Raw genomic sequence first — 17841 nt, 5'->3', positions numbered from 1 at the left:
CATTTTATCATGGGGCAGCCGCACAAAGCAGAATCTGTCGAACATTTCCAGAATCATCTGAAAGCGATCCGCATCGCTCACGATCTTTCACAGGGTGAGCTTGCCGGAAAAGCCGGGATCACCAGGCAGGCTATCTCTGCCATCGAATCGCATCTCTATTTACCCACGACGGCGGTCGCGCTTCGTCTGGCAGCTGCGTTGAGTTGTCGTGTGGAAGATCTCTTCAGTCTGGCGGATGAACAGGAGGTCATCGAAGGGAGGCTGATCGGTCATCTTCCCCGGCGCGATGAGAAGATTTCAACAGTTCGCGTGAAGGTCTCGAGGGTCGGGGCTCGTATGATCGTGCGACCGGTCACGGAACTTGGCGAGGTCCTCTCCTATAGTGTGCCGGCCGATGGGTATGCCACGGATGTGCAGGGCCAGGAATCTGGCGCCAGGGTGAGCGTGGCTCTGTCGCGTGACCGTCAGGCGATCGAAGAGGAAATTTCCGTCGCTGGCTGCGATCCCGCGATCTTTCTTGCCGGCGCGCATTTGCGGCAGGGGAAGGATCAGACGTCCATTGTCGGCTGGACGATGGGGAGCATGGCGGCGTTGCGGGCCTTGCAGCAGGGCGAGGTGCATGTCGCAGGACTTCATCTCTTCGACCCGACGACTGGGGAATCGAACCTGCCCTTCCTCAGACGGGCGCTGAAGAGTGCGAACTACGACGTGGTGACGTTCGCAACCTGGGAGGAAGGTTTCCTCGTCCGTCCAGGCAATCCCAAGTCCATTCGAACGATCGCTGATGTGGCGGACCCTCTAGTGACTCTCGTGAATCGCGAAGAGGGGGCGGGAGCCAGGCTCATGCTCGATCAGAGGCTGCGAGCAGCAGGGATCGACTCGGCTCACGTACGCGGATACGAGACGATGGTGTCGTCTCACTTCGAAGTGGCCAGGGCCATCGCCAGCCATCAGGCCGACATCGGGATCGGGATTCGATCCGCCGCGCAACTCTTCGGCCTCGATTTCGTGCCGCTGCAAGCAGCCCGGTACGATCTTGTGGTGCCCAAAGCCTATCTCAAATCCCATCCGACATTGGCTCACCTGTTCGAGACCATCGTCAGCCGCTCTTTTCGCGCGGAGATCGACGCGCTGGGGGGCTATGACACGAGGGAAACCGGAAGGGTCCATGACCTTCGTCAATCGTCAGATGTAAAGGGGCAGGCGTGAGGGGCCTCAGGCGTAGAGTGGGTTGGCTGCGCGTCAGCGGATATGGGGTTCGTGCACGTCTGTTCGGCTGGTGTCTTGCCTTCCTCGTCTCACCGCTCGCTTCATGTTTCGCGTCTCACGCCCAGGCTTCTGAGCCCTTGGTCATTGCTGCCTCTCCCAGTCTGGCCCAACCGCTTGAGGCGCTGGCGAGGGCCTTTGAGTCGTCCCACCAACAGGTGAAGGTCCGACTCTATTTCGACTCAGGGCTGGATCTGCGTCGCACGATCGCCGCGATGGAGAACCATCCCACGGGACAATACTTTATTGGCTCAGGCCCCATTCACCTTATTGCGCCGGGCGGCGATGAGCTGCTCACTCGCTTGGAACAGAAATATTACGTGCTCCCACAGACGCGCCGGCCTTATGCCACCGTTTCGTTGGTGCTGGTCGTGCCGGAATCGCTTGTCGATGCGCCGTCGTCGTTTGAGGCGCTGGCCCAGGATACCAGGATCCGAGTGGCCGTCGCAGATCCGTTGCTGACTGTGGTTGGGCAAAAGACCGACGAACTGTTGAAGGCCTTGGGAATCGCAGAGGCGATGACACGTCGCTTGGATGTGGCGACGGATGCCCGCGCCGTCTTGGATCACCTGTTACAGGGACAGGCCGATGTCGGGATTATCTTTGGTCCGGACGCCTATGAACAACGAGAGCGAGTTCGGGTGGTCGCTGTCGCCTCTGAACAGGTTAGCCATCCGATCGTCCATTCGCTGGCAATGGAACGGTATTGTCCCGATCGTCCACTTTGTGAAGAGTTTTTGGCCTTTGTCCAATCCTCTGAGGCCCGAAGCATCCTCAAAGGATTGGGGTACGGTCTGCCTGAACGAGGGCGGTAGTCGGAGCTGTTGTGTGTTGCGTGCGCTAAACGGTGGGGAGGTTGCTCATGTCCCTGGTGATGGTGGCGAAGAAATCAGCAAGGGGGCTATTTATCCTGTTGGCCTTGGGCGGCCTGTCTCAGGGGGCCTGTGCGCGGATGCCCTATACGACGACGGTGGTGCATGAGGAGCAGCGGCTGTCCGTCATGCTGCAACGGGAAATCACGCTGGCTGGATATATGCATCCGGTCCAGATTACTCCGCAGCAGGTGGCGGCTATACTCCGCGGCTTTTCTCTGCGCGAGCAACAGCGCCTGCCGCTTCGGTGGTTTGCCGAAGAGGCATTGCCGAAGAAGTTGTTCAGGGATGACGAGTTGCAAGTGTTGGCTCCGCAGCTGGCCGATGCGCTGAGGAAGGCCGGGCCGGAAGAGCGGGTCTATTTCGAGCTTTTCGCACCTGGCATGAACCCTCGTTACCGGCGCGATGTTACAGGCGGATGGGTGGCCGTGCATGGTCAACTGCTCCATCTGACCATCGATTACTTTCATGTTCAGCAGCCAGTCACGCAATCAGATCCTTACGATTACAACTATCCAACGCCCTGGACTCCCGAGAAGACCTACCTGCTCTATTTCGAGCCGGGTCGATTCTATGTGATGGATCCCACAATCGACCGTCGAGGAGTGGACTTTCTGACGTTTTTGAAAACGATTCCGTCACCCTAATCGCTTGCTCTTGTAGGCCTAACGTATTGATGGATGGGGGATCTATGAAGTGTAGTGGCCGGTGGAAGGCAGTGCTGTCCAAGCGGGTGTTATCCGTCATTCTTAATGTTGGGCCGCGGTGGAGCAAGAATATTGGATTCGCGCTGTATGTGCTGTGTGCGGCCTGGTTTGGTCCAGAGCTGGTTTGTGCCGCTGATGCGGGGAAACTGGTGGAGAAGGATGGGAAGTATGTCTTCGTGGAGAGCATGGACCCGGCGACTAAATTGCTGCTGGAGCGATCCGTTAAGCAAGGCATCATCACGCGGGAAGAATATGATGCAGTCGTGAGAGAGTCGCAGGAGCGAGCCTACCTGCTCCAGCCGAGCTTTAAGGCCTGGTACGACCGGGGCTTTAATTTCTCCATGAACGATAATGCCTTCTTGTTGAAGATTCGGGCGCGCGTTGCGATGCGGTTTACGCAACGTTCCCGCAATGAGGCCTATCGCAACTCAGGCGATTCGAAAAACTTTCCAGAACTGCTCGGGGTGTTCGGCGATTACCGGGCCAATCGCTCCATCGGTGAGGCCTCCTCGTTCAACTTGAGGACCGCCCGGCTCTATTTCATGGGGCACCTCTTTAATCCGGACTTGAAATACTACATTCAGCTTGCCGGCGAGACGGCAGAAAATGCCCAGGCGCCGGGAGCTATCTCAGTTTTCGACATGAACGTGACCAGCACCCATGTTCCCTGGCTGAACGTGCAGCTCGGTCAGTATAAGGTCTACTTCAGTCGGTCGCAGATCAATTCGACGGCCTCGATGCAGTTTGCGAACCGCGCCCTCGCGATGGATGCCTTCACGGCGAACGGTCTGAACCGTCGCGATGTGGGCATCACCTTCATGAACGATGAAGAGGTGTACCCGGTCAATTATTACGTTGGCGTGTTCAACGGAGTCGGTCCCCTTGTGAACCGTTTTGCGCAATTTTCGAGCGAAGAGCCGACGGTCGGCTGTCCTGGCGGACAAACGAGTGGGAATCCCTATCCGTCACCGGGGGGCTGCCAACCGAATCAGCGCAACCTCAACGCGAATGTTCGAAGCAACGTCAACCAGTTGATGTATGTGGCCAGACTCCAGGCAAACATCATGGGCCGGGCCGGGTACGGTGAAGGCGATTTGGCCTATTCTGAGAATCCGCAAATGGCGGTCGGTGGAGGCTATGCCTACAATCCAGAGATCGATACCAGTACAAGTAATGCGTTTGTGGGGATCGACCTGGCGAATTTGACCGTTCGACGAGCGCTGGCCCAATATGGGAACGCACGCATCCTCGGACAAGGCGTGGTCGACTTTTCAACCTGGACGTTGGATTATGCCTTCAAGTATCGGGGCTTCTCCCTACAAACAGAATATTGGTTTAGAACGGTGACGCGGCATAACAAAGGGATGCCTTGCATGGTGACGAACGGAGTCGGGGGGCCTTGCACCACCTATGCGCCAAATCAGTTCGGCAACACGACCGGCTGGTATGTCCAATCTGGCTACTATCTCATTCCACGAAAACTGGAATTCGCCGCCCGTTATGCCTGGTGGGATCCCGATACCCATTCGGGGGGAGACCTTATCAAGGAAGTGGATTTTTCCCTCAACTGGTTTTTGAGCGGAACCTATGACCATCAAGTCATGTTGACCTATAGCAATATTGCCATGGGGCAGGGTGGCTATGCGATCGGCCGAAGCGCTCCGTTGCCAGCGACGGGGGCTTGCCCGGCCAATTGCCCGTCCGGCTCAGTGCCCTTGGATGCCCAGGCAGGGACGCTGATCGAAAATGCGGTCCGGCTCCAATATCAAATATTTTTCTAACCGTTCGCTCACCGGTGTCATGAGGTTGCGATGAAAGTGAAATGTCGTTTGTCGATGGTCCTGGTCTGTGCAGCCCTGTTGGCCTGCCTCGTTCCGAGCTCGTTTGCCGCGGACATCACGATTGCCGCTGCGTCAGATTTGAGTTTTGCGTTTAAGGAACTGGTGATGGAGTACGAACAGACGACCGGTAACCATGTGAAGCTGACGCTCGGATCCTCGGGCAATTTCTATGCGCAAATCCAAAATGGCGCCCCGTTCGACCTCTACTTTTCAGCCGACATCGGTTACCCCAAGAAGCTGGAGGAGGCAGGCCTCGTCGTGCCTGGCTCCCTCTATCCCTATGCCGTCGGACGGATTGTCCTGTGGACCGGCAAGGGGTCGCACCTGGATCTCTCCAAGGGGCTGGAGCTCTTGCGGGACCCGACGATCAAGAAGATCGCCATCGCCAATCCCAAACATGCTCCCTACGGCAGGGCGGCCGTGGCAGCCATGGAATATTTCAAAGTTTATGAGCCGGTGAAAGACAAGCTTATTTTGGGGGAGAACATTTCGCAAGCGGCGCAATTCATTGAATCAGGCGCCTGTGACGCAGGCATTATTGCCTTCTCCTTGGCGCTTGCCCCGGCGATGAAGGCTGCGGGGCAGTATTGGGAGATTCCCGCGGCGGCCCATGCGCCCCTGGAACAGGGAGCCGTGATCTTGAAACAGTCCAAACAGCCGGAAACCGCCAGACACTTTCTGGAATTCGTCAAGGGTCCTCAGGGACAGGAGATTATGCAGCGCTATGGCTTTACGTCGCCCAAGTAAGCCCTGGACGCAGGCGATCTGGTTGACCCTGTTTGTGGCTTGCGTTGGCTGTTCCCAGGCAGTTCTGTTAACTCACGAAACAGAGCAGGGAGGCGTGGTGACCTACCTCTTCAAGGAAGACCGGGGTGGCCCGATGGGGTCGCCTCATCGCAGGGAGGCGCTGACGCTCATCGAGCGAAAATGTCCCTCCGGCTATACAGTCCTCAAAGATGGGGAAGTGCGGGGATACGGCAGTATGTCCAGCGTGGAGGGAGCGGAAGGGGAAGTGAGCGGACGGCGCTGGGGCATACAGTTCCGTTGTAAGTAAACTCAGGCGACCGAAGACGGGCTTCTCGTCAGGTTGGCGCTGGTCTCGATGATGACGAAGGTGGGATTGTGAACTGGATTGCCATCTGGGTGACATTTAAATTAGCTAGCCTGACGGCCGGTGTCTTGCTGGTCGTCGGAATGCCCATCGCCTATTGGCTCACCTTTTCAAAGTGGCGCTGGAAGTTTCTTGTCGAGTCGGTGGTGGCGCTTCCGCTTGTGTTGCCTCCGACGGTGTTGGGTTTCTATATTCTGGTCGCCATCGGTCCCCATAGCCCGGTCGGTCGATTCTACAGCGATCTCGTCGGGCACCCGCTTCCCTTTACCTTCGAAGGTCTGCTCCTTGCGTCGATCCTCTACAGTTTGCCGTTTGCCGTACAGCCCTTCGCTGCGGCGTTCGATCAAGTAGATCGTCGTTTGATCGAAGCCTCCTGGACCCTGGGGCAATCGAAGTTCAAAACATTTTTCAAGCTCATCCTGCCGCTTTCGGTCACAGGAATCATTACCGGCGTCGTCTTGAGCTTTGCCCATACGTTGGGGGAGTTCGGTGTTGTGTTGATGGTGGGAGGCAACATCGAGGGTGAAACGAGGACGGTCTCGATCGATATTTACGATGAGGTGCAGGCGTTGAACTATGCCGGGGCCGCGAAGACGGCCTTCTTCCTCCTCGTGGTCTCCTATCTCGTGTTGCTTTGTGTCTACGCAATGAATCGAAAGGTATGGGCTGTATGGCCGCAACGTTAAGCCTCAACTGCCGGAAAATATTTCCCGGCCGGCTGACGATCGCCGCGGAGCTGGAGCTCCCTCTTGATCCGCCATCGGTGCTGATCCTGTTCGGACCGTCCGGCTCCGGTAAAACGACGCTGCTCCGTTGTCTGGCGGGACTTGAACAGCCGGAGGAGGGGACGATCCGATTTGGATCGGAGATATGGGTCGATGCCGCCCGCCATCACAGTATGCCGCCGCAAGCGCGCCATCTCGGCTATATGTCGCAGGACTATGCGTTGTTTCCCACTCATACCGTGACGGGCAATATCGAGTATGGGCTGAGTGATCTGCCGCAGGAAGAACGGCGTAAACGAGTCAGCGCAGTGCTGGCCTTGTTGCAACTTCATGGATTGGAACAGTCGAAGCCCCGCCAGTTGTCCGGCGGCCAGCAGCAGCGGGTGGCCTTGGCCCGCGCGATTGCCCGTCAGCCGCAGCTACTCTTGCTCGATGAGCCTCTGTCAGCCTTGGATGCTCCGACCAGAGGCGCACTGTGCAGCGAGCTACGTTCCTTGCTCACCAGGTTGAAAATCCCGACCGTCGTGGTCACCCATGATTGGACTGAAGCCCTGACGCTGGGCGATCTCATTGCCGTTATGAGCGAGGGCAAGATACTTCAGATTGGCGTTCCTCAGGAGGTCTTTTCTCGTCCGGCCAATGAATCGGTGGCACAGATTGTGGGAGTCGAGACGGTGATCCAGGGGCAGGTGCGTGATTCAGAGAACGGGCTCGCTACAGTTGTGGTCAATGGCATGGCCATCAAGGCTCTGGCCGTGGAAGGAGTCGGTTCGTCGGTCTATGTCTGTATCCGCGCGGAAGATGTGGTGTTGGAACAGGCGGGGAGCGGTATGACCAGCGCCAGGAACCATCTTGCCGGGAGGGTGGTCGATATCGTGCCCCAGGGCGTGATGGTGCAGGTGAAGATCGACTGCGGCTTTCTGCTCACGGCGATGATTACACGTGGCGCTGTAGAGGATTTGCGTCTGGCGCCTGGGGCCTCCGTTATCGCAGCGATCAAGGCCGGATCTGTGCATCTGGTGTCTTGCTCAGTTGTCTAAAGAGGAAGGGCCGGTGAAATATTTAAAAATCCAGGCCGGTGATTAAGAGGAAAGTGTACAAAATCATCCTCCCCAGCTTCTGTGGATAAGTCTGTTCATAAGATTACCCTGCCAGCAAAATTCCGCGCATTTCTTCGTTCATAACACGTCTTTGCCTAAAAAATAGGCATTGGTCCATGATGATGGTCCACCACTAGATGTAGTGGTACTTGCTGAAATATAAGATAAAAACAACAAAACCTAGGCAAATATCGATATTTCATCCTCTTTGATTGTGAACGTCCGCACTGGCAGCGATGTTTCTGACAAGTTATGCACAGATCACTCTCCTGGATAGGGTTTTCTTCATCTGTTTCGTAAATCTTGAACAGGGGGCTTGACGGCGCATCATTGTCTATGTAACCATTGGTTACATTATGAAGCCAACTGATCTGAAACGAATTCGCGAACAGCTCGGGCTGACCCAGCAGCAGCTGGCGGATGCCTTGCGAACAACCCGCGTATCAGTTGCTCGGTATGAGACCGGGATGCGCCGTATTCCCGGGATGGTGCAAATCACGCTGGACCAGTTGGGTGGAGCATCGGAAATTCCCATGGCAGGAATGGTGGCAGCCGGTTCACCGATCGAACCGGTCCCCCAGTCCGAACTCATCGATGTGCCTCCGAGCATGTTACGGGGGGGCGATACCTTCGCGCTCCGCGTCAAAGGGGAGTCCATGAAGGATGATGGCATCCTCCCGGGCGATCTCGTGGTGGTGAGAAAGCAGGCGACGGCGCAGAACGGGCAAATCGTCGTGGCGCTGGTGAATCAGGAGGCCACGATCAAGACCTACTTCAAGAAGGATTCACACATTGAGCTGCATCCGGCGAATCAGGCGATGCAGCCGATTATCGTGACCCCTTCCGATACTTTTCATATCGAAGGCATTCTCATCGGCGTGATTCGGCATTGTGCGGTCTAATTCATGAGAGGAGGGAGGATATGATGTATACAGGAGGAAGACCCTGTGAGGCGGAACGGCTGGTTGATTTGGAACGAACGGTGGATTTCTTAAACGGGCAGTTACGCGAAGTGCAATGGAAGCTGGGCCGGCCCAAAGTAGATCTGCTCCCTGTCCGGTTGTGGCGGACCTTGGTAAGTCCCAAGGGTGGGCAGGAGTTTATGTCAGCCGTCTGCAATCGCCAGATTCGTCCGAATACAAAGATGGTGTCTCATGCTGACTCAAGATCGTAGGACGGAGAGGTCAGCCGTCGGCGCCTGTGCCGACTGTGGGTCGGTAGTCATGCAACGAATCGCCTGCGTCGATGGAATGACCCATTCAACGGTCGAACTCTGTGAGCGTTGCTGGGCCGCTTCTCAGCAGCGGCAGGTCTTTTCAGGCGGATGCTGCGGCTAACGGAACCTGGCAAAATGACTGCTACAGCCCTGTAGACACTTTCCAGATCATTCCTGTATTCTATGCCCGGTTACGTACCATCCGTTCTGGCGGTGTAGCTCAGTTGGTAGAGCAGCGGACTCATAAGCCGCGGGTCTCCCGTTCAATCCGGGACACCGCCACCATCGCGCGCTTCGTGCGCATCATTCCCTTCCATGTCGCATCGTGCTCAAGCCGGAGAATGAGCTTGTGCGATGGTTGGTTCCACTCCATCGCTCCGGTAGACTAGGGCCATGATCCATCCTCTTCCCTCCACTTGCGAACGAGCCCTCCTCGAGCGATTCCTCAAGGCGGAAGCGATGGCCTTGTGGGCAGTGCGCTCTGCGCAAACGCAGGATGTGCCTCCCGGGGTGTTGCAGTTTTTGCGTCGCCATGAGGAGGAAGAGGCGCAGCATCTCAAGCAGTTTGAGCAGCTGCTGGGAACACGTTCGCACGGCAAGACGGCGCTGCCTCGTGTGCCCACCCAATGGTGGGCCTTGGCCGTGCATCTCTACGGATACGAAACGTTGGGATTGGAGTTTGCCAAGTTGTTGATCGGGTTGCGCCCGGATCTGGTCTCGATTTTGGAAGATGAAGAAGTGCATGTGGGGTTCTTCGAAGACGAAGTTCGCGCCATCCTGGTTCACGGAGGATCTGCTGCGGATGGTGCGCGACAGACGGCACAGGCTTGGAGGCGGCGGTTGCCCGGAACCGTCGATCGTTATGTTGAAGACGAGAGTCTTGCACCGTTCCGCGACGAGCTCAGACGGCATATTCTTGATGCGATCGACGAGCGGTTTATGACCGTTGGTTTGTTGGCGAGGTCGGAGGGGCGGGTGCGCCCATTGTGACGCCTGCAGTCGGGGAGGCAGGCGCGCCTTCCGGTTTCGTGGCAAAAGGATAAATCTTCGGAAGGTTTTCTGTTTCGAGACGGAATAGCCGTTGAGTGTGATGAAGGGGCGAGGCGCGCACCCAGGTCAGGGCCCCAATGGTTATGCGGCGGTCGAGGCGAGACGTTTTTGACGTTGGCCTAGTATATCAAGAGCCGCGATGCGATAGCCCTCCGCCAGCGTAGGAAAGTTGAAGATATTTTCGACGAATGAATCGATCGTGCCTGCATGCTGCAGCGCGATTTGGCCCACATGAATCAGTTCCGTTGCCCCTTCCCCGACGATCTGGACTCCCAGGAGGTATTCTCCTGTCGGATCGGCCACTAGCTTCAGCAAGCCGTTACAAATGCCTGAGATCTGACCGCGAGCAATTTCGTCGAAGCGTGCCCGGCCGACCATGACCTCTCGATAGCGTGCTCGACCTGCCGCTTCGTCTAGTCCGATACTGGCCATCTCGGGGATGGTGTAAATTCCGATTGGAATGTCGGACGAACGTCCTTCCGGGAGACCTAAGGCGTGGCACACGGCTCGCCGGCCCTGCTCCATGGCAGAGGAGGCCAGGCCGGGGGGGCCAAGCAGGTCGCCGACCCCGTAAATGTGGGGAATGGCTGTTTGGCAATGTTCGTTGACGGCCAAGGTTCCCTTTTCAGTGAGCGTCAATCCGGTGGCGCTAAGATTGAGATCCTCTAAGTTGGGCTGCCGACCGACGGCCACGAGCATCTTATCGCTTCTGATCATTTGCCCGTCCAGGAGCGTCGTCACGACCTGAGAGATCCCATCCCAGCGGACGTCCTTGACGGCCTGTCCCGCGCAATAGCGACCGCCTCCCTGCTCAAAGCTCTGCACGAACATGCGCACGAGTTCCTCGTCCAGAAATTGGAGGGGGCGATCAGCCCGATCGACGAGCGTGACGTGCACGCCCAGTGCGGCAAAGATCGAGGCATATTCCGATGCCACCACGCCCCCGCCGAGCACGGTGAGGGAGCGTGGCAAGTAGATCATGGAGAGGATGGAGTCACTGTCCAGAATATTTTCGTGGTCGATTGGAATTCCGACCGGCGCACGAGGCCGGGATCCTGTGGCAATGACGATCGTGTCGGCGGTGATGAGTTGCTTGACTCCGTCGATGGAGAGCATCTCGATCAGGGTGGCAGAGCAAAACTTGGCGCGGCCATGGAAAAATGAAATGCCATTGCGCCGGAGTTGATTTTCCATGTAGAGGCCATGCGCCTTGACCACGTCATCCACACGGCGCATCAGCGCGGCGACCGGGATGTTCGGCGGCACGCAAACGTCCAAGGTGGTCGAGGATTGTTTTGTGCGCTCCAATTGCAGCGCGCTCTCGCGGAGTGTTTTGCTCGGAATCGTGCCGCGGTACACGCACCCGCCGCCGATGCCTGGTTCGCGTTCGATTACAGCCACCCGTTTACCCGCTTTGGCGCCTTGGATGGCGGCTTTTTGGCCAGCCGGACCGCTTCCGATCACCACAATGTCGTAGTGAGTTGCGGGACTCATAGTGTCATCGTATCCACGAGGCAGAGGACCTTGTCCTTGAGACCGAGCAGCGTGTCGACGTCGTCGGGATAGAGATTGAGATCGGCAAAGACGCTGTGGTCGCGCAGGGTGCTGTCATTGAAGGATTCGGGAACGAGTACATAGGTTGCCAGCCGGTCTGCCAGGCAGGTCATCATCGCTTCGTGTCGATGCGACGGGGCCTGCTCATAGACCCAGTAGTAGGCGATGGCCTCAGCGACCTGCGAGGGTAAGGCCCATTCCGTGGCGATCAAGATGCCGATCCGGGAATGATAGCTATCAATGAAGGCGCGGATCGCATCAGGTCTAAGCGTGATGCGCAGCTCCGCGGCAATGGCGGTGACGGTCTTAAGCACGACTGGTTTTCCGACGGCATGCAGGAGCCCGCAGAGGTAGGCGCTTTCCACGTTATACCGGCGCAGGCGGGCGATTTCTTTGGCGTAGGCTCCGCTCGCTAGTGCGTGGCGCCACAGTTGCTGTATTTCCGCGTCGTGCCCGGGAACGTGGACGGTCCCACTCTTTAGAGAAATGGTGACGGCGATTTCCGATAGCTGACTCACGCCGAGCATGGCCACGGCATGCTGGAGCGACATAATCGGAGTTCGCGGCATATAGGCCGGTGAGTTGGCGATTCGCAGGATATGGGCCGCCAGTGCCTGGTCTTGGTGAATGAGGGCGGACAAGCGGGCCGCATCCGCTGATGGATCACTGGACAGAGCCATGACCCGACCGGCGACTTGTGGCAGCACCGGAAGTTCGATTCGATCCTTGTCTATCCGTTGGAGTAAGGCCCGCTCGACCGGCTCAGGCATGTCGATATTCTTGGATAGATCTGTCTCAGTATTCATGCGGTAGGCAGTCCTCAAGCGCGGTTTGCGTCCACTGTGTTGGGGGACAGTCTCTTGTCGGTAGATTGGGGTGGAACCTTAATCGCATGGTATGCGCAAATCGTGGGGAACTTCTTGGTCGCACGGGCATCTGCGTGAGGGCCTGATGGTTTGTGCTGGTAGAGCGCTATGCCCTTAGTCTGTTGGTGCGGCAATAGGGCAATATCGGCTGGCCGAGGATTTTGGTGCGCGCTGGCGCAGAAATATAGATAGTGATACGTAGCCGATTGGCAGGCCGAGCATGTGGAAATATATCTATGATTACTTGTCTTTACGCTGCTCCTGTGGAATAAATTTGCATGGCAGCATTGCGATAACTGGCAGAAACCACTACGATAACGGGCAAGTTGAGTCGTGGTGATGGTCTTGATCTCATCGCCGGAGCAGTGGAGCAGGAAGATAGAAGGAAGCCTAGGTTCCTGCGTGGCTCTGAACAGCGCGTCGCGCGAGTATTTATTTCGAAGAGGAGGCGTCCTGTGATCGGATCGAAAGCTGAGCCAGTCAGAGTATTGCTGGTGGACGACCACGAAGTCGTTCGGGTGGGGTTGCAGACCGTGCTGAGCCGGCAGGAGAGTATCCATGTCGTCGGCGAAGCATCCACGGTCGACGAGGCCATACAGCAAGCCTGCGCCCTAAAGCCGGACGTGGTGCTCATGGACGTCCGCTTGGGCGGTGGGAGCGGGGTGGACGCCTGCCGCGCCATCCGCGAGTCCTGTCCCGACACGCGGGTGCTCTTTCTCACATCCTACCAGGACGAGGAGGCTGTGTTGGCTGCGGTCATCGGGGGAGCGCATGGCTATCTGTTGAAACAAGTCAATGCCGATGCCTTGCTGCGGGCCATTCATTCCGTGGCCCTGGGCCAATCCATCCTGGATCCGGCCATTACCCAGCCTCTCCTGGCCCGCATGCGGTCGCAAAAAGAGGAAGCCTCGGAGCCTCAGCGCGCGTCCCTTTCTTCTCAGCAGCAACGGGTCCTTGCGCTCGTGGCCGAGGGGAAAACGAACAAGGAGATTGGCTCATCGCTTGAGTTGAGCGATAAGACCGTGAAGAACTATATCCGGTTTATTTTCCAGAAACTGAAAGTGACTCGTCGCGCTCAAGCGGCTGCCTATTTCATCCGGGAGTCTCCCTCCGAGAAGCGGGTCAGCCTCCAATCGTCGCTGAAGACAGAGAAGGGTTACTGAGATCTCGGTCCTGCGCTGAGCTTGTTCTGTCGAGGCCTCTCAGGTGAGGGGCTTCATGCCACGGGCCTCATCTCTCTCGATTCGTCTGCCTTAGCTGCTTCCAGTCGATTGCTTCCTCTTCTACTTTTCCCCTCTGTAAGTCTTGCCTCGCGGGGTCATGGGGCCTTGACGGCATAGTTCCACCGGTGCGGAAATAGGCCGGCCGATGCAGCTATCTAGGTAATCAATTCAGATAGTTAACCGTTTATAGTGCCGCTGCGTATGGATAGAAATAGACTGGGTAGCGGAGCTAGTAAAGATACGTTATAGGGCATAGAGCTGTTCGGCTCCATGCTTGGCGCTAAATGGCTCCAGGCCTATATGTGCATAATGCAATTTGCGCATGGGCCATTAGGCACTTTCCGTTATAGGAATCTCGTCTACGATTAGTATCGATGCGCTTCATATATTGCCAGACCATTCAATGCGATAAAAACTGTTCATCCGCGTCCCTCAATGGCGGGGCGATCAATCGCTACGCAGGCCCCATGCAGGCATTGGCCGTTGTCGTCACCTATCAGCATTTTTCATGAGGAGCACATCTATGAGTCTCTTGTCTATTCTTGTGGTAGAGGACGATGAAGGGGTGCAGAGCCTGCTCCGGAGATTGTTGACGCAAGAAGGCCATCAGGCCACGATCGTCGGGAATGGCCAAGATGCCATTCGAGTGGCCCAAGAGATTCCCGTGCATGTGCTGCTGACAGATTTGAAGTTGCCCGACATCGATGGCCTGGCCGTCCTGGAGCGCATCTTTCAGATCGATTCCAAGGTGCTGGGCATTGTGATGACCGGCTACGGCTCGATCGACGGCGCCGTCAAGGCCATGAAGCTCGGCGCGTTCGACTTCCTCACGAAACCGTTCGATAACGAGGCGGTGGCCCTTGTCATCAATAAAGCCATGGAGACGCATCGCCGCCGCCAGGATTCTCGCGGGCCGCGGAAATCTGCGCGGACACCCTATCGGGCGGAGCAGTTGGTCGGCACGAGTGAACCGGTGCAGCGCGTCCTGGATTTTGTCTCGAAGGTTGCGGATCACGACAGCACCGTGTTGATTCAGGGAGAGAGCGGAACCGGCAAGGAGCTGGTCGCGCGGATGCTGCATTTCAACAGCGTACGCAAAGACCGTCCGTTCGTGCCCGTCAACTGCGGGGCCATTCCGGAGAACCTGCTGGAGTCCGAATTGTTCGGCCACGAGAAGGGCGCGTTTACCGGCGCCGCCCAGACGCGAATCGGGCGCTTTGAATTGGCGCATGGGGGGACGCTCTTCCTCGACGAAATCGGCGAGTTGAGCCTCGGGCTGCAAGTGAAGCTGCTTCGCGTGCTGCAAGAGCGTTCGTTCGAACGGGTGGGGGGGACGAAAACGATCGAGGTGGACGTCCGCGTCGTAGCCGCCACCAATCAAGACTTGGAGCAAGCTGTCCAGCAGAAGCGGTTCCGGCAGGACCTGTACTATCGCCTGAACGTGATTCCCATTACCACGCCCTCGCTGAAGGAGCGGAGGAGTGATATTCCGCAATTGGTGAACTATTTCATGGAACGGTTAAATCACACGAAGCAGACCGCCATTACCGGCTGCTCCCCGGATGCGATGACCTGTTTGATGGAACATCAATGGCCCGGCAATATTCGGGAACTCGAAAACATGATCGAGCGTCTCGTGGTGTTGAAACAATCAGGAGCGATCGAAGTCTCCGATCTTCCCGAGCGTGTGTTTCCTCGGCCAGCGGCAGCGGCGCCGGCAGAACAGCTGGAAACGCATTTCATCGGATTTACGGATCAGGGGGTCAGTCTGTCACGGGAACTCGAACAGCTTGAGAACCGCCTCATCGTCGGTGCACTTCGACGAGCCAACGGGATTACGAGCAAAGCCGCCCAGTTGCTTCAGGTGAACCGGACTACGCTGGTGGAGAAAATGAAGCGAAAAGGGTTGGCCACCAAGGACCAGGGCTGCCTGTCCTTCTAGCGAGGGCTCCTGATTGCTTGATGAAATCTTCTTTCCGGTGCGCCCCCTCTGGCCTGGCGGCCCATTGTGTGAGCCTGGAAGGGCAGCGCCTGGCGCCCTGAAGAATGCCGGCAGATGTTTCGTGCGTTCCCTGTACGTCTGAATCGCTCCCGCCGAATTTCTCATTCCTTCCTCCTCCCGTTCTTCCTGTCAATCGTTTGACCAGTCCCATGGGCGACGCGTTGAAGATTTGACGAACGTCACGAAGGCGCCGCGGACAAGGTCACGGTTTCCCTCGCAGAATGAGTATTTGCCCTCATCTTGCGAAGGGCACGGGAATTGCTCAATCCCTCACCTGTCTATGAAAGTCACTACCTCTTGCCATTGGTTACTCGCCTGTCTGCTGGCGCAGGGTCTCCCGCTGGACGTCGCCATTGCGGCTGACCTGCGACCGGTACCCCCCGCGACATCGCCCATCCAGGTCGGACCGGTTCGTGCCAGTTTGCCCGTTTCCTCAACACGGCTGATGTTGGCTGATGAGGGACCCCGCTACGGGCATCTTGCGGAGGGATCAGTCACCTTGCCGTTCCAGGATGCGGTTGAGGCATTCAAGCATGGGCAACATGCCCTGGCTCACGCAGGTTTTAGCGCGATCGTAAAACAGGAGCAGGACCGCGCATTGTTGGCATCGGCGAAGGCCTTCTTGGCCGAACTGCCGCTGCTCGAGAATCCGGCCGGCCGTGGCCAGGCGGAAGCCATTGCGCAATATCGTGCCCTCATTCGTCTGCACCCGAATGACCCGAATGCGTCCCGCGCGCTCTGGCGGATTGGTGACCTCTATGTCGAAATGGGATGGTTCCAGGAAGCCATCGTCGCCTATGAATATGCCACATCACGTGTGATCGCTCGCGCCGATGCCGACCGATCCCTGCTCAGCTTTGGCGTCATCCTCGATTTTCGTGGCCGTGTGGCGGAAGCGGAACAGGCGTTTGAAACGGTCAGGAAACGCGCGACCGACGACCAGCTCATGATGCGGGCGACATTGGGCCAGGCCAACGCCCTGTGCACGCTCCAGCGCAAGCGCGAGGCGCAACCACTGTATGACCTGCTCTATCAGCGCTGGCCGGACCTCCTTCGGCACGACCCTCAGATCTTGCAGCAGTATGGCGAACTCCTGGCGGATACGGACCAGATGCAGCGGGCCCGTGCCATCGATACGCTCCTGTATAACCTCTATCCGTCCTCCCCCTATGCAGGCGCGGCACTCGTTCGCCTTGGGAAGAACCACCAGCGGCTGGGTTTGTACAAACAGGCGGAGATGTTCTACATCGCCGCTCTGACCCAGTATTCAGGCTCGCAGGAAGCGGGGATCGCCAGTATGCATCTGGCACGGATGGATCAGGAGGCGTCGGCGGCGTCGGCAGGCAGTTTTACCTTGAAGAAAATGGTGGGAGACATGATGCGGGGCTCGCGCGTCTCCTATCTGGAGTCGTCCCGTGGAGAGGCCCTTTATAAAAAAATCGCCAAGGACCATCCACGTGACTTCCTCGGCAGCGAGGCGCTCTTTCAGGTGGCCGCCTATTACGAATTACAAGGTGCGACCGCACGCGCCCTACAGGCCTATCTCGCGGTGACGCAGCGGGCCGGTGTCGCAGCACATGATCCGTGGCCTCAGGTGGCCAGAGTTCGTCTTGCCGCGATGCTGAAACCGCGGGTTGAGGCTGCGCTCAAGGCCAAGAACGATATGCAGGTGGTGACGCTCTTTCATAGCCACGGACAGGTTCCGGAGCAACACTACGCCGGTACGCATCTGTTATTGGAGGTAGCCGAGGCGCATCAACGTCTGGGGTTTTCCGTCGAAGCGGCGCGCCTCTATCAAATCTTGGTGCGGGATCGGAAGGCGGGCAAGTTCCACGAAGCCGCGCTCATCGGGCTGGGCGAGAGTTATTTGGACCACCATGATTCCTCGGCTGCGCGGAACGTATTTGAGAGCTTCCGTCTCCAGCATCCGCAGAGTCCCCGATCGATGCTGGTGTTGCGGCACTTGATCACGGCCATGCTGGAGCAGGAAGACCGCCGCAGCGCCATCCGGCTCATGCGGCGGTGGCTCAGTGCGCACCCCCGCGAACCGGAGAGAGGCTGGATGCAGCTGACATTGGCGAAAACGTTGGCGGACGATCACCAACGTGGAGAAGCCGTGGCGGCATTCGAAGAGGCCGAACGCCACAAGTTCATACAGTCGCCGAGCGATCGGCTCATATTTGCGGACCTTTTGACGACGCTGAAGAAACCGCAGCAGGCCGTGGAGCTCTATCAACGGATCCTGGCCTCGAACCCGGAGCCGGATCAGGCAGAATGGGCGCGCCTGCAGATTCTCCGAACCCTCGCG

16 protein-coding genes and 1 tRNA gene are annotated in these 17841 nt (G+C 57.6%); 15 read left to right on the top strand and 2 right to left on the bottom strand.

Annotated elements, in window-relative coordinates:
* Positions 1 to 9 precede the first annotated feature (9 nt).
* From NT179_03365 to NT179_03310, 12 genes are all read left to right on the top strand, one after another.
* On the top strand, positions 10 to 1209 hold the full coding sequence (locus NT179_03365) for a helix-turn-helix domain-containing protein (protein MCX5721054.1): 1200 nt from the start codon (positions 10 to 12) through the stop codon (positions 1207 to 1209).
* Positions 1210 to 1226: 17 nt separating this feature from the next.
* Entirely contained in the window at positions 1227 to 2081 is an 855-nt protein-coding gene (gene modA, locus NT179_03360) for a molybdate ABC transporter substrate-binding protein (protein MCX5721053.1), read from the top strand.
* A gap of 47 nt (positions 2082 to 2128) precedes the next feature.
* Entirely contained in the window at positions 2129 to 2785 is a 657-nt protein-coding gene (locus tag NT179_03355) for a hypothetical protein (protein MCX5721052.1), read from the top strand.
* 44 nt (positions 2786 to 2829) lie between these two features.
* Positions 2830 to 4626 carry a porin gene (locus NT179_03350; GenBank protein MCX5721051.1) on the top strand — a complete coding sequence of 599 codons (1797 nt, stop codon included), beginning with the start codon at positions 2830 to 2832 and terminating at the stop codon, positions 4624 to 4626.
* 30 nt (positions 4627 to 4656) lie between these two features.
* Complete coding sequence (gene modA, locus NT179_03345) at positions 4657 to 5433, top strand: molybdate ABC transporter substrate-binding protein (GenBank protein MCX5721050.1); 777 nt, start codon at positions 4657 to 4659, stop codon at positions 5431 to 5433.
* Complete coding sequence (locus NT179_03340; protein ID MCX5721049.1) at positions 5411 to 5740, top strand: hypothetical protein; 330 nt, start codon at positions 5411 to 5413, stop codon at positions 5738 to 5740. Before modA (NT179_03345) ends, NT179_03340 begins: the two co-directional genes overlap by 23 nt.
* A gap of 68 nt (positions 5741 to 5808) precedes the next feature.
* The gene (gene modB / locus NT179_03335; protein ID MCX5721048.1) at positions 5809 to 6483 is read left to right on the top strand and encodes a molybdate ABC transporter permease subunit; all 675 of its coding nucleotides are present in this window, start codon (positions 5809 to 5811) and stop codon (positions 6481 to 6483) included.
* Complete coding sequence (locus NT179_03330; GenBank protein ID MCX5721047.1) at positions 6468 to 7562, top strand: ABC transporter ATP-binding protein; 1095 nt, start codon at positions 6468 to 6470, stop codon at positions 7560 to 7562. The genes modB and NT179_03330 overlap by 16 nt, the downstream gene beginning before the upstream one ends.
* A 416-nt stretch (positions 7563 to 7978) precedes the next feature.
* A complete protein-coding gene (lexA, locus tag NT179_03325; protein ID MCX5721046.1) occupies positions 7979 to 8524 on the top strand; it encodes a transcriptional repressor LexA in 546 nt (181 codons plus the stop codon).
* A 20-nt stretch (positions 8525 to 8544) separates the two neighbouring features.
* Entirely contained in the window at positions 8545 to 8796 is a 252-nt protein-coding gene (locus NT179_03320) for a hypothetical protein (protein MCX5721045.1), read from the top strand.
* A gap of 251 nt (positions 8797 to 9047) precedes the next feature.
* A tRNA-Met gene (locus NT179_03315) sits at positions 9048 to 9123 on the top strand.
* Positions 9124 to 9231: 108 nt separating this feature from the next.
* The gene (locus NT179_03310) at positions 9232 to 9828 is read left to right on the top strand and encodes a ferritin-like domain-containing protein (protein MCX5721044.1); all 597 of its coding nucleotides are present in this window, start codon (positions 9232 to 9234) and stop codon (positions 9826 to 9828) included.
* Between the two features lie 141 nt (positions 9829 to 9969).
* Here NT179_03310 and sthA read toward each other — a convergent pair whose 3' ends face one another.
* Both sthA and NT179_03300 read right to left on the bottom strand, forming a co-directional pair.
* Positions 9970 to 11382 carry a Si-specific NAD(P)(+) transhydrogenase gene (gene sthA, locus NT179_03305; GenBank protein MCX5721043.1) on the bottom strand — a complete coding sequence of 471 codons (1413 nt, stop codon included), beginning with the start codon at positions 11380 to 11382 and terminating at the stop codon, positions 9970 to 9972.
* Positions 11379 to 12248 carry an HDOD domain-containing protein gene (locus NT179_03300; GenBank protein MCX5721042.1) on the bottom strand — a complete coding sequence of 290 codons (870 nt, stop codon included), beginning with the start codon at positions 12246 to 12248 and terminating at the stop codon, positions 11379 to 11381. The genes sthA and NT179_03300 overlap by 4 nt, the downstream gene beginning before the upstream one ends.
* Positions 12249 to 12763: 515 nt before the next feature.
* Here NT179_03300 and NT179_03295 point away from each other — a divergent pair.
* The 3 genes from NT179_03295 to NT179_03285 form a co-directional block, all read left to right on the top strand.
* On the top strand, positions 12764 to 13471 hold the full coding sequence (locus NT179_03295) for a response regulator transcription factor (protein ID MCX5721041.1): 708 nt from the start codon (positions 12764 to 12766) through the stop codon (positions 13469 to 13471).
* A 583-nt stretch (positions 13472 to 14054) separates the two neighbouring features.
* Complete coding sequence (locus NT179_03290) at positions 14055 to 15473, top strand: sigma-54 dependent transcriptional regulator (GenBank protein ID MCX5721040.1); 1419 nt, start codon at positions 14055 to 14057, stop codon at positions 15471 to 15473.
* Positions 15474 to 15813: 340 nt separating this feature from the next.
* A partial coding sequence (locus tag NT179_03285; protein ID MCX5721039.1) for a tetratricopeptide repeat protein occupies positions 15814 to 17841 on the top strand: 2028 nt, incomplete at its 3' end.

This window comes from Nitrospirota bacterium, from assembly GCA_026387665.1.
Classification (GTDB): Bacteria; Nitrospirota; Nitrospiria; order Nitrospirales; family Nitrospiraceae; genus Palsa-1315.
The sequence above is the reverse complement of the archived record's forward strand: the minus strand, read 5'-3'. Positions and strand labels throughout refer to the sequence as shown.

Bases quoted from the DNA above. Each gene is read 5' to 3' on its own strand.
- NT179_03290 (MCX5721040.1), top strand. From the start codon at position 14,055: ATGAGTCTCTTGTCTATTCTTGTGGTAGAGGACGATGAAGGGGTGCAG.
- NT179_03320 (MCX5721045.1), top strand. From the start codon at position 8,545: ATGATGTATACAGGAGGAAGACCCTGTGAGGCGGAACGGCTGGTTGAT.
- NT179_03350 (MCX5721051.1), top strand. From the start codon at position 2,830: ATGAAGTGTAGTGGCCGGTGGAAGGCAGTGCTGTCCAAGCGGGTGTTA.
- modA (MCX5721050.1), top strand. From the start codon at position 4,657: ATGAAAGTGAAATGTCGTTTGTCGATGGTCCTGGTCTGTGCAGCCCTG.
- lexA (MCX5721046.1), top strand. From the start codon at position 7,979: ATGAAGCCAACTGATCTGAAACGAATTCGCGAACAGCTCGGGCTGACC.
- NT179_03355 (MCX5721052.1), top strand. From the start codon at position 2,129: ATGTCCCTGGTGATGGTGGCGAAGAAATCAGCAAGGGGGCTATTTATC.
- NT179_03365 (MCX5721054.1), top strand. From the start codon at position 10: ATGGGGCAGCCGCACAAAGCAGAATCTGTCGAACATTTCCAGAATCAT.
- NT179_03330 (MCX5721047.1), top strand. From the start codon at position 6,468: ATGGCCGCAACGTTAAGCCTCAACTGCCGGAAAATATTTCCCGGCCGG.
- NT179_03310 (MCX5721044.1), top strand. From the start codon at position 9,232: ATGATCCATCCTCTTCCCTCCACTTGCGAACGAGCCCTCCTCGAGCGA.
- sthA (MCX5721043.1), bottom strand. From the start codon at position 11,382: ATGAGTCCCGCAACTCACTACGACATTGTGGTGATCGGAAGCGGTCCG.
- NT179_03340 (MCX5721049.1), top strand. From the start codon at position 5,411: ATGGCTTTACGTCGCCCAAGTAAGCCCTGGACGCAGGCGATCTGGTTG.
- NT179_03300 (MCX5721042.1), bottom strand. From the start codon at position 12,248: ATGAATACTGAGACAGATCTATCCAAGAATATCGACATGCCTGAGCCG.